Genomic DNA, 11,890 nt, shown 5'->3' with positions numbered 1-11,890 from the left:
TTATTTTGCAGCCATATGCTGGCCAAGAGGGTGTTCTGGCAAGCTCTTACTCTTACTTTTAATCATAAGAGCCGCCCGTCATTTGAGTTGAATAACGGTGTGTTATCCCTCGCTTCGCGAGCTAGAGCTTGCTTGAACAGTAAAATGTAATCTCAAAAACTCAACACGCTAGTCTTGGATTTCGCTGCGTAAATATTTAAACAGCTCTTTTGAGGATTTAGACTCAGGACCTTTCGCCAGCTCTTTGGTTGCTTGGCGCACTAAGGTACGCAGTTTTTGTCTGTCCAACTGTGGGTAATGTTCCACTAAGGTTTGGATTTCACCGTCGCCTTGGGTGAGTAAACGCTCACGCATTTTCTCGAACATTTGCAACTTGGCGGTTTCGTTGCTGTTTTTGTTAAGCACGACCGCGAGCGATGCCTTGATAGGTTCAATATCGACGTTACGCATCAGCTTGCCGATATACTGCATATGGCGGCGATAGGCTTCGGTCTTTGGCTTAATCTTATGAGCTTGCTGAATGCTGTCGTACAAGTGCTCGTCCAGCTCGATTTTATCTAGCTGGGTTTTGCTGAGTGAGACCAGTTCCATACCGACTTTTTGAGCCGCTTCGCAGTCACGCTTATCCTCAGTTTTACTGACATAATCGTCGTTACTGTCATAGGGCTGTTTAAAATGTTCTGAATCACCAACAATCTTCATATAGATAAAACCTCAGTTAAATAACGCGCTAATAATAACATCTCCCGCCAAAATTCGCCTAGTTAAAGCGCGATTCAATCAGTAAAGCGCGCAATAAATAATGAGAATGGGATAGGTGTTTGTTATGCTAGCGCCATTGCCTATAACTAAAGAGTTGCTTTGTGTCTTTGAACAGAATCGATAGTGAATTGACCGCGCTGAAAGATGCGGTTGCTGTGGCCCTCGAATATGCGAATAAATTAGGGACAAATGCCGCTGAAGTGGCGATCAGTAAACAACAGGGATTATCGGTTTCAACCCGTTTAAAGGAAGTTGAAACGGTAGAGTTTAATAAAGATGGCGCCCTCGGTATTACGGTTTATCGCGATGGTTGCAAGGGCAGTTCATCTACCTCAGATCTCAGTCCTGAAGCAATTGCTCTTGCGGTTAAAGCGGCAGATGATATCGCCCGTTACACCTCGGCCGACCCGTTTAGCGGTTTAGCCGATAAAGCCTTAATGGCGACTGAGATCCGCGATCTTAAACTCTATTATCCTGAAGATATTTCCCCCGACGAATTAGCCCAATTGGCCATTCGCGCCGAAACCGCGGCGCTCGATGCCGATCCGCGCATCAATAATTCTGACGGCGCCAGTGCAAACGCCCATACGTCGGTTAAGGTTTACGGTAATAGCCACGGCTTCTTAAATGGCTATTGCAGCTCGCGCTATAGCTTAAGTTGCAGCGTGATCGGTGAAGACAGTGACGGCAATATGCAGCGGGATTACGATTACACTATCGCCCGTAAATTCAATGAGATGCTTTCACCTGAATTGGTGGGGCTAAAAACCGCCGAGAAAACCGTGAGCCGTTTAGGGGCACGTAAGATTGCCACCACCCGTTTGCCAATATTACTGGCGCCAGAGATTGCGACTGGCTTAATCGGCCATTTGATTGGTGCCATCAGTGGCGGTAGTTTGTATCGTAAATCAAGTTTCTTACTCGATGCCATTCACACCCAAATCTTCCCTGACTGGTTCAGCATTGAAGAGCAGCCGCATCTATTAGGCGCACTCGCCAGTGCCAACTACGATAGCGAAGGTGTGGCGACCCAAGATAGACGCATCATCGACAGTGGCATATTAGAAACCTATTTACTAACCAGTTATTCGGCGCGCAAATTGAGCCTACCTAACACAGGTCATGCGGGCGGCATTTACAACTGGACGCTGGCGCACACTGGCCAAAGTTTTGATGAGTTAGTCAAAGGCATGGGCACTGGCTTGATTGTCACAGAAGTGATGGGCCAAGGCGTGAATATGGTAACGGGGGATTATTCCCGCGGCGCTGCCGGTTTTTATGTCGAAAATGGTGAAATCCAGTTCCCCGTTGAAGAGATTACCATTGCTGGCAATCTTAAGGATATGTTCCGTGGGATTCAGGCGGTCAGTAAGGACTTCGATTTACGTTCATCTATCCGCACCGGCGGGATCTTATTATCCGAGATGAAGGTTGCGGGTAACTAGCCATCGGCATATAACGGTTCAGTCAATTGAAACACAAAAGGGCAAATGCAGCTGCATTTGCCCTTTTTGATTTAACTGACCCGCCCTAAATAGCATTGCCACTTGTTAGCGGCGGTGCTCATTAGAATTTGTAGCTGGCACTTAATTCAAATGAGCGACCCGAGCCTGCAACTTGGCTAAAGCCACCCGTGCTATCAGCCTTAAACTCGGCAAGGTTGACACCACCCAGCGGTAGTTCGTAGTAAGTATCAAACAGGTTGTTGATTGCAAAGGTTAAACTCAGCTCTTGCCATTTAACACTACTGCTTAAATTTAACAGCGAATAGCTGTCGGTCTCATTTTCTAAACGGCGCTCATCGACTTTATCCTTAGTCGCTACCCATTGCCATGATAGGCGGTTTTCCCAATCACCCAGTTGATGGCTAAGGGCTAACTCGGTATGTAGCGGTTTGATTTGATAAAGTGGCTCATTACCCTCATCACGCTCGCCGCGGGTGATATCGAGCTTACCCTGCATCTGCCATTTACCGCTGTCGGTATTGGCTAATAGGTAGACCGCACTAAACTTAGCGCCATATAAATTGGCATCTTCGTTGGTGAATTTAAGGATATTGCGTTTACCACTGGCAAGGCCAGTACGGTTAAAGCTGCCAATCACCTCGGCATCAATATAGTCTGTCACCGCGCTATACCAAGCCGTGGTAGAGAATTGCCATTCATCGCCATTAAACTTGTAGGCCGCGCTCAGAGTATGCGCCGTTTCGGGCTTAAGATCGGGGTTGCCGACATAGCCGTTACCGTCGCCATACCAGCCAATCATAGTGGTTGCCATCACGCCGCGGCCCCAGCTGTAACGCTCGTACAGGTTTGGTGCGCGGTTTTTACGGGCTAAGCCAAATTCCAATTGTTGTTTGGCCGACAATTGATAGCGTGCCAGCAATGTCGCATCAATAAGGTTATCGTCACGGCTTCTATCCATGGCATTAAAGGCTTTTGCCGCCTCGGCATCCACATTGGGCATGCCCATCATGGGCATATTGCTGTAAGCCTGCACTTCGCCCGTATCTGTGGTGACATATTCATAACGCACCCCAGCAGACAACCACCAGAGTGGCGTGAGGTTTTGCTGCCACTCGCCATAAACTGCGGCGCGGCGGCGTTCACCGTCATTGATATTGATATAGTCATTGGGTGCCATCATAGTGCCGGGCACAGCTGGCCAAGTATCATCGAGTTGATAGTTATAAAATTCCTGACCGACGAGTAGCGTGCTGTTATCGCCCATGGGTAGGCGCCAATGCAGTTGGTAGCTGTAATCGCTACCCTCTGTATTCATTGGCATCTTGCCGGTTTTTTCTGGGGTGAAGAAGCCCATTTCATGCTTCACACTGTGCCAGTTTAACTGGGCACTAAACTCGCCGTCGTTGTCTAAATCCCGCAGATAGCGGACTAGGGCACCGTAGCTCTTGTTATCCGTCATATCCATGTATTGGTTAGGAAAACCTTGGAATGGAATTGCCTGGTGCGTTAGCTTAATCGCCAGTTGTTGTGTGTCATCGCGCCATGCCGCTGTTAACGCATGGTTTTGGGCGCGATAGAGGGTATCGAGTACTTTATCGCCGTGACCATCGTGGTAGCTATTGGCGTCTTCATAGGCGCCTTGATAGCTGAAACTTAAGTCCTTACTGGCAATCCCTGCCTTAGCGCCGAGTAGGAATGCATCGCTGGTGCTGCGGTATCCCGATGAGATTTCACCGCTTTCAAAGCTGAGGTTTTCGCTGTCGTTAAATTTAGGATTCAGGCTATTAACCTTAATCACTCCGGCGATATTGTCACCGCCCGCACTGACGGGGGACACGCCCGCGACCACTTCTACCGAGCTGATTTGGTTAGCGGAAACGTAGGAAAGTGGTGGGTTCATTTGGTTGGCACAGGAGGCGGTGATATCCGCACCATCGACTAACACTTTAATGCGATCGCCCATCATGCCATTAAGCACGGGCAAGGCGGAAACGCCGCCCGCTTCGGAAAAATCCACGCCTTGGTCTTTTAGCAAAGCATCGGCCGAGCCTAAGGCATTACGGCCAATACTCTGTTCGCCATGGACTTGAATACGTTCAATTTGAGTTTGATTTGTCTCGTCGGCCATGGCCTGTGAGGCAACTGAAGCGCCTAATGCTAAGGTCAGCGCGCTGGCGATTGCGGAGCATTTAAAGCCGTGGGGAATAGTTGAAGCGTTTGCAGCCATCTTATTGTCTTCCATTCACTTAGATAAATTGCGCTGCATTATAAAGATCATCTAAGTGTGACAAGTGCGGCATATTGTCGCAGAGCTTATAAAGATAAAGCTGAAATAGCGGCCTGAAGTTCTCGCTAGCACCAAGATGAGGATAAGCTAGCGCCAAGGTGAGGATATCAAGCGGCGCGGTTTAACACGCCCTTGGATTAACCGAAGTGATTAAAGTAGATACGCTGGGTTTCCCCTTCTGCATCCATCGCGGCGAGTGCTTTGGCAAATTCGTATGCCTTTGAATCTTCAGCGAGTACGCTTGGGCTGTTATTCGGACTTAAGGGAAGATCGGCGCGATAGTTAGGGTTATGTTGCCCACGAAAATGGCGGCTTTTTTTCGAAAATCCCAGATACATAGCTTGAGGTTGCTGGCAGCAATTAGGGTGTAGCTTAAATTGGCTTGTATCTCGATTTTTAAGGTAATAACTGATGGTTGCTTGATCGTAGATAAAAAAGTCCCCTTGGCCACTAATAAGGTAATCTAAGGCCTTAGGCACATTGAGTTCTGGCGGTTTACGGACCGACATGGTTTCGGATATGCCATTAAAGTCGTAGCTGCCCGGGGCAATTAATAGCGTCATACCGCTCTGTGATAACTGCTCTAATGAACCAACATTTGCCGCACCCGCTCGGCTAATTCCAATAATGCGCTCCGACAGACCATTAGGAATAAAATAGGTAAATTGGGCTCGTTCTTCACTAAAATGCAGCCCAGGATAAAAATCGACATTACCCAGTTTGAGATCCCGTAAAATCCGCAGTTTTGGGGCTCGGATTACCCGCAATTTGCAACCAATTTTCTCTGCTGCGGCCTGATAGATATCGTGGTAAAACCCTTGGTTATTGGGTTCGTGTTGGATAAAAGGAAGGCGCTCACTGGTGCGATAACCCATGGTAATGATGCACTCAGAGCTTGAAAAAGCCTGCGATAGACTAGGGGAGAGGCTGAGTAACAGGACTACTAAGCAAAGCAAAGGCCGATAAATAACTGCAAACTGCAAAATGATCTCCTTCTGCTGTGATTACCAAGGGTAATCGTGTCGATTAATGGCGACCCAAAGTAGTCTTTAAGAAAAGGCTTTGTTGTTCTAATGTGTTATTTTTGTTGAGTTAATCTATCATACTTTTAGATAATAAAAAGTGCGATTCTTTGCACTACTGCACAAACTCTGTACATCCTGTCATATTGCGCTATAGTGTCGCCGCAGGTCGGGTGAGGTACATTTGGCCTGTATGAAATTAATTGAGGAGTTCCTATGGCAAAGCTTAAAAATACTAGCGTGCTCGAACATGAAAATGGTCGCGGCACTATTACCGACAACGCACTTAAGGCAGTGGTGACGAGTTCACTGTTTAGAATGCGCACCGAAAAGCCGAAAAAGGGCAAAGGGTCTTACAACCGTAAAGCAGCAAACCGAAAGGGGTATCAGCATAGGGGCGATACCCCTTTCGGCTTTATGGGGGCTTGTATCATAGGTGCTTAGTGTTGAAACCTTAACTTTGCCCGCCTTGTAACTTGTTTTTCCCTTATCTCGGCTCGATTTCTCTTTGATGCTTATCCTGTAAACCTCTTAAAGCGCTATTCCTGAGCCTATTCCTCGACTTATTTGCTCTGCCATTTGCAGCCTATATCCTTCAATGCCTATCACTAGGCCAGTAACGATTGCCCATAAAAAAGCGAGCCCTTGATTATTAGTATTAATATCAAGGGCTCGCTATTTATGTTTTTAATCCGGTTAATCGAATGCGAAGGGCAAGCGCTTAAGTAGCACGCTTAAGTCGAGTGCTTAGGCCTCGATATCATCTTCTGCATCGGCGTCGACTAACTCGGCCCACAGATCGTGCTCGTCCGAGTGAGTGATCACAGCGCGGACTAACATGCCGGGTTCGAGTTCGGTTTCACCGTTGATAAATACCATGCCGTCGATTTCTGGAGCATCGGCGAAGCTGCGACCAATCGCGCCTTCTTCGTCTACGTCATCGATCAGAATATCCATTGTGCGGCCAACGAAACGAGCTAAACGCTCAGCGCTGATCTCGGCTTGGACTTCCATAAATCTGTGGTATCTGTCTTCTTTGACTTCTTCGCTGATAAGCTCGGCGATAGTGTTGGCGACTGCGCCTTCGACTTCTGAATATTTGAAGCAGCCTACGCGGTCGAGACGCGCTTCACGCAGGAAGTCGAGCAGCATTTCGAAGTCTTCTTCGGTTTCACCTGGGAAGCCCACGATAAAGGTTGAGCGGATAACCAAATCTGGGCAGATTTCGCGCCAGCGTTGAATCGCTTCTAATTGACGGTCAACACGGCCTGGGCGTTTCATCATCTTCAGGATGCGTGGGCTGGCGTGCTGCATTGGAATGTCTAAGTAAGGCAGAATTAAACCTTCGGCCATTAATGGGATCAGATCGTCAACCCATGGGTATGGGTAGATGTAGTGTAAGCGTACCCATGCGCCCATCTTGCCCAGTTGGCGAGCAAGGCTAGTGATGTCTTGCTTCACTGGCATACCGTTCCAGAAGTCGGTGCGGCCGCCCTTGTCTTTGCCGTAGGCAGAGGTGTCTTGGCTTACGACTAAAATTTCTTGCACGCCCGATTCAACCAAACGCTTGGCTTCGTCTAATACGCTACCCGCTGGACGGCTGTCTAAATCGCCACGCAGTGCAGGGATAATGCAGAAGGTACAACGGTTATCACAACCTTCTGAAATCTTTAAATAAGCGTAATGCTTAGGCGTTAACTTAACCCCAGTTTGTGGGATTAATGAGGTAAATGGGTTGTGCGCTGGTTTTGGCACGTACTTGTGTACATGCTTTAACACGGCTTCGTAGCTGTGTGGACCTGTGATTTCGAGCACGTCTGGGTGTACTTCACGGATTTGGTTTTCCTTGGCGCCTAAACAGCCGGTCACGATCACTTTGCCGTTTTCTTCTAGGGCTTCGCGCACCGCATCTAAGGATTCTTCAACTGCCGCATCGATAAAGCCACAGGTGTTGACGATTACCAGATCGGCATTGTCGTAGCTGTTGGTGACTTCATAGCCGTCGATGCGTAATTGGGTCAGAATGCGCTCTGAGTCCACTAGGTTTTTTGGGCAACCTAAAGACACAAAACCGATGCGATTGCCTGTGGCAGCATTGCCCGTATTAACAGAGTCAGCACTGGCGGCTTCCAATGTTTTGGCAGGGGTCTCAAGCGTGGTTGTTTGCTTAGGATTAAAAGTTTCAACTGAATTTTTCAAGATAGGCGTTCCGCGATGCTATTAATTGGCTGAGCCTATGGCCCAGAAAAATAAGGCGGCGATTATACCGCAGCTAGTTAAAAGGTACAGCGTGAAAAATGTACAAAATTTTACGCTGTAATTGCCTCGCTTTTCTCTAATGACTGTCTACCAGACTGTCATGTATCCAGATGTAACAGAATTAGGAGATATGAAATAACAACAATGGTTCTTGAACAGTGGTTTACGACCAATACCAAAAGACGCTGCTATTCATATATCCGTTGGTCTAGCGATAAGCAAGCGGCTGGGACAACGTTAGCGCGGCAGTTAGCTACAGCAAAGGCTATTGCCGATGAACATGGACTTGAACTAATAGAGCTATTAGATAGTGGCGTAAGTGCTTTTAAGGGCAAAAATCGTTTAGATGGTATGTTAGGTGCGTTTATGGATGCTGTTAAGTGTCAGCTTGTGCCATCTGATTCATGGTTAGTTGTCGAAAATTTAGATCGCTTGAGCCGTGAAGACATTTTAAAAGCTCAACGCTTGTTTATGGAAATGCTTGAACTCGGAATTACTATCGTTACAGGCATGGACCGAAAGATATACACCAGTGCTAGTGTTATCAAAAATCCAATGGAATTAATGTATTCAATAATGCTGTTTGCACGGGCACATGAAGAGTCCAAAACGAAATCAAAGCGGACATATGGTAATGCTCTTACGATAGTTAAACTACATCTCGCGGGTGAGAGAGCGAATAATGGTTATGCGTACGCAATAAAGTCAGTTGGTAGTAATATTTGGTGGAGTGATTGTACTGATGGAACGGTGAAGCCCCATGCAGTTTATTATGCAGTCGCCCAAGAAATGGTAGAACTTATACTACAAGGCTATGGTAGTTATCGCATACTGGAGTTGCTCAACAAGAAAGGACTAATCCCCCCAACGCAAAACAAGCACAATCATTGGTCGTCCAATCTTGTTGCTAGATTTCATTTAAACAGAGCGCTACTTGGTGAGAAGCACATTACCATTGATAGCGTGTCATATGTGCTGAAAAGCTATTACCCAGCGCTTGTAGATGAAGATACGTACTACAAGCTTCAGCACATCAAAAGAGCTAAATGCTGTAAGCCTACTTCTAATAAAAGCAGCCCCCTGTTATCGGGTCTTGGAGTTCTTAAATGTGGGCATTGTGGTTGTAATATGTATGCATTTACACAGCGAAAAAAGCCCCGTTACATTTGCAGCAAAGGCCATCAAAATTTAGGGTGTCGTGCTTGGTCATTTAATGCGACTTGGGTAGAAGATACAGTTCTAAGGCTTGCTGCCAACAACACATATAAGCCAAATCAGATGGAGAGTGATGTGGCACTGATTGAACAGCGTTTACAAAAGGAATTAGCAGCCAAACAACGTGAAATCTCTAATTTGGTTGATGCTGTTAGTAAAGGCGTTGAATCTCAACCACTGGTTAAACGCATCAATGAACTTACTAGTGATGTAAAATTAATAGAACAGAAAAATGAACAGATTAAACGTCGCAGGCAAGCACTGTTGCAAGATATCGTTGTATGGGAAGAGATTGATGAGCGAGTATTAAATTTTGATGAGCATGACTTACGTATTGCGATGCGCAATAAATTATTAAACACAGTCTCTGAAATTAACTGTTTTCAAGTTACACAAGGGCATGTTGCATTTGATATTAAGTTTACTAATGGCCTAAAAATACAAGCACATAGAACGAGTATGACTCTGGCGTTTGACGGGTTAGCTTGGATGGCATTAAGTGAGCAAAATGATGACCAGGATGAATTGAGATTGCTAGAACAAGGACTGTTGTCCGAACCCTACAGGGAAGACGGCGCTTTTAGCAATATTAGTGGATTAGGAAAGCTGCTTGTAGACAATGAGCGAAAATCGGAAGCAACTAAAAAGCGGCAGAAGTATTTGGTTGGGTGGGCGCATGATAAGAAAGGAGCGCCAAAAGTGATTGAAGACCAGTACCAAGTGTACAAGCACAGTGTCAAAAAACGCATCGTAACTAAACCTGCGCCTGAGATTTACTACGTTAGCAGCGTTGGGTTTACAGATAACTTCGCGATAGTTAAAGAAAGGACCGTTAACATTAAAGGTGCATAGCTTCATCCCCATATACTGTGCCGAAAAAAATAGCTGCGCGGTTTCAACGCGGTCAGGGATTTGACCGGATTTGCTGTGCAGCACACTGAGGGGGAAAATTATCCCTACATATAAGCCAACTCATTCATTCACTACTGTTCATATCAAGCCTAGACACTATGAATATGGAAAATATAATCAAATACATAGAAGATTATATCTATATTTAACTATTTGATTCTAAATAGTAAATCAAATGCATGATTTAGGTCGTCCGCTTAAAACATAATAAAATATACTAAACACAACAATAGATGATGTTGGGTTACTATATGAAACAAGCAAAGACACTTAATGAGCGTGAATTTAAGCGAGTAATCGCAGTGGCGAATGCTGGTAAACACGCTGAGCGTAACGTCCTCGCTTTGTCACTGTCATACTATGCTGGCTTGCGTGTTAAGGAGATTGCAGCTCTGCGAATTAACGATGTATTTAATGACAAAGGTGAAGCTAATCACTTTGTGCTACTTAGCGCTGAGCAAACAAAGGGGCGCCAAGGGCGGACAGTGGTACTGAGTAAAAAGTTGATGGCTTTACTGGAGTTGTTTTATACGGGCAATAACTTGTCTAGTAGAAATCCAATGCAGCCGTTGATTCGTTCTCAAAAAGGCAATGGTTTTTCAGGTAATTCGCTTTGTCAGGTGTTTTTACGGCTCTACGCAACGGCTGCTATAGAAGGCGCTAGTAGCCATAGTGGACGCCGAACATTCATTACAAATCTGGCTCATAAAGGTGTATCTGCTAAGGTTCTAATGACCTTGGCAGGACATAAGCACATGAGTACAACACAACGCTATATTGATGTTAATGATGCGATGTTGACTGCTGCTGTGGAATTAATTTGATATTGCTTGGCTGAGCGTTAGTTGCATTACTAGTGATAGAACGTGTACTGTTTTTAGACGAGTAATCCCATGAATAGTAATTGTGACCCTAAAATCACCAGATAAACTCAAAGCCAAACTTGAATCACATATCGTTAAACTACAAGCAGGCTCGCAAGTCACTCAACGTGACTTAAAAGCCGTGCTTACTAGCGAAGAAATTGAGCAAATGAATGGTGAATGGGAAGCAGAAAAGAGTATACGTGAGCACAAAGAAGAGCTGTGGGAGCAGTTGAGTGATTATGCAGATATGCTGGATAAAGCCGATAAAGTAAACAATCGGTATGAAAAATTATCAGCTAATGCGAGCGCACCAGTTAACGATAAAATTGCGCTATGGAATAAGACGCAGAGCATGTATGAGAAGGCCTTTGAAAGGTTACAGGAGCTTCTATGTGAAGATGCAAGTCTTCAAGTATGTTTAGATCGTAATGTTGATTTTAGCGCAGGTTCCGAGCCTTCACTAGACGCGATAGGTGCACCTCGTTATTGTTTTTCGCGTTCAGAACATGCTCAAAAAGAAATACCAAGAACTATAAATGATATTCGAATTAGTACATTAAAAAACAAACTAAATGAAATAAATAATCCTGTAATTGATGCTGAGGTAAAAGAAGAAAATGTTAAAGAGTTAAAGGTTAAATCTGCTAAATTAAGATCATTAATGCGTCGTGACTGAAGACGAATTTTTCTTGTCTAGCTCTGCTAGTCAAGCTCCAACAAAAGATAGGTTAGATGCTTCGCAAGCTACGCATCCCTATCTTTTGTGTCAGCTTTAATAAATCTAATTTGTGTTTTTTATAAAATTATTAAATAACAGATACGCTTCGCTACTAAACATTAAGTTCAGAAAGTAATGATTTTTTAACTTTTGCCATTTATGAAGGAAGTATGCTTCAGCAACAATTTTAGCAAAAGTGAGAGTAAGAAACGTAGCCTAGGTTATTGTGTTTATGTAAATCTTTAGTCATGTAGCTCTGAAGGATCCCCTCATAAATCAGCCATAGCATAGCCATATTTGAGCAACTGATTGGCGAATAATACCCAGGCCGCCAGCAATTCTTTCTCCGTGATTTGATAATCAGGCCGCCTGAGTACCTCCAA

General features: G+C 45.2%; 9 protein-coding genes. 5 read left to right on the top strand and 4 right to left on the bottom strand.

The annotated features are described in order from the left end of the window. Positions 1–168: 168 nt before the first annotated feature. Positions 169–702 carry a ribosome biogenesis factor YjgA gene (gene yjgA, locus AEA42_RS13750; protein ID WP_037422477.1) on the bottom strand — a complete coding sequence of 178 codons (534 nt, stop codon included), beginning with the start codon at positions 700–702 and terminating at the stop codon, positions 169–171. Positions 703–863: 161 nt separating this feature from the next. Here yjgA and pmbA point away from each other — a divergent pair, with 161 nt between their 5' ends. Next, a complete protein-coding gene (gene pmbA / locus AEA42_RS13745; protein WP_037430621.1) occupies positions 864–2,207 on the top strand; it encodes a metalloprotease PmbA in 1,344 nt (447 codons plus the stop codon). 121 nt (positions 2,208–2,328) lie between these two features. Here pmbA and AEA42_RS13740 read toward each other — a convergent pair whose 3' ends face one another. Together AEA42_RS13740 and AEA42_RS13735 are read right to left on the bottom strand one after the other, a co-directional pair. Then, positions 2,329–4,455 (bottom strand): TonB-dependent receptor, encoded by a 2,127-nt coding sequence (locus AEA42_RS13740; protein ID WP_156312343.1) that lies wholly within the window; start codon positions 4,453–4,455, stop codon positions 2,329–2,331. Positions 4,456–4,652: 197 nt separating this feature from the next. Beyond that, positions 4,653–5,498, bottom strand: coding sequence for a transporter substrate-binding domain-containing protein (locus tag AEA42_RS13735; protein WP_055648019.1), 846 nt, complete (start codon positions 5,496–5,498; stop codon positions 4,653–4,655). Positions 5,499–5,753: 255 nt separating this feature from the next. Here AEA42_RS13735 and AEA42_RS13730 point away from each other — a divergent pair, with 255 nt between their 5' ends. Then, positions 5,754–5,981, top strand: coding sequence for a ribosome alternative rescue factor ArfA (locus AEA42_RS13730; RefSeq protein ID WP_055648018.1), 228 nt, complete (start codon positions 5,754–5,756; stop codon positions 5,979–5,981). Between the two features lie 303 nt (positions 5,982–6,284). Here AEA42_RS13730 and rimO read toward each other — a convergent pair whose 3' ends face one another. Next, positions 6,285–7,736, bottom strand: a complete 1,452-nt coding sequence (gene rimO, locus AEA42_RS13725; protein WP_055648017.1) for a 30S ribosomal protein S12 methylthiotransferase RimO — start codon at positions 7,734–7,736, stop codon at positions 6,285–6,287. 204 nt (positions 7,737–7,940) lie between these two features. On the opposite strand from rimO, the gene AEA42_RS13720 reads away from it, so the two are divergent. The 3 genes from AEA42_RS13720 (at position 7,941) to AEA42_RS13710 (ending at position 11,465) form a co-directional block, all read left to right on the top strand. Continuing rightward, the gene (locus tag AEA42_RS13720) at positions 7,941–9,863 is read left to right on the top strand and encodes a recombinase family protein (RefSeq protein ID WP_055648016.1); all 1,923 of its coding nucleotides are present in this window, start codon (positions 7,941–7,943) and stop codon (positions 9,861–9,863) included. A 311-nt stretch (positions 9,864–10,174) separates the two neighbouring features. After that, positions 10,175–10,747 carry a site-specific integrase gene (locus AEA42_RS13715; RefSeq protein WP_055648015.1) on the top strand — a complete coding sequence of 191 codons (573 nt, stop codon included), beginning with the start codon at positions 10,175–10,177 and terminating at the stop codon, positions 10,745–10,747. Positions 10,748–10,829: 82 nt separating this feature from the next. Further along, a complete protein-coding gene (locus AEA42_RS13710) occupies positions 10,830–11,465 on the top strand; it encodes a hypothetical protein (protein ID WP_055648014.1) in 636 nt (211 codons plus the stop codon). Positions 11,466–11,890: the final 425 nt, after the last annotated feature.

The sequence above is a fragment of the Shewanella sp. Sh95 genome (assembly GCF_001308045.1).
Taxonomy (GTDB): Bacteria; Pseudomonadota; Gammaproteobacteria; order Enterobacterales; family Shewanellaceae; genus Shewanella; species Shewanella xiamenensis.
The sequence above is the reverse complement of the archived record's forward strand: the minus strand, read 5'-3'. Positions and strand labels throughout refer to the sequence as shown.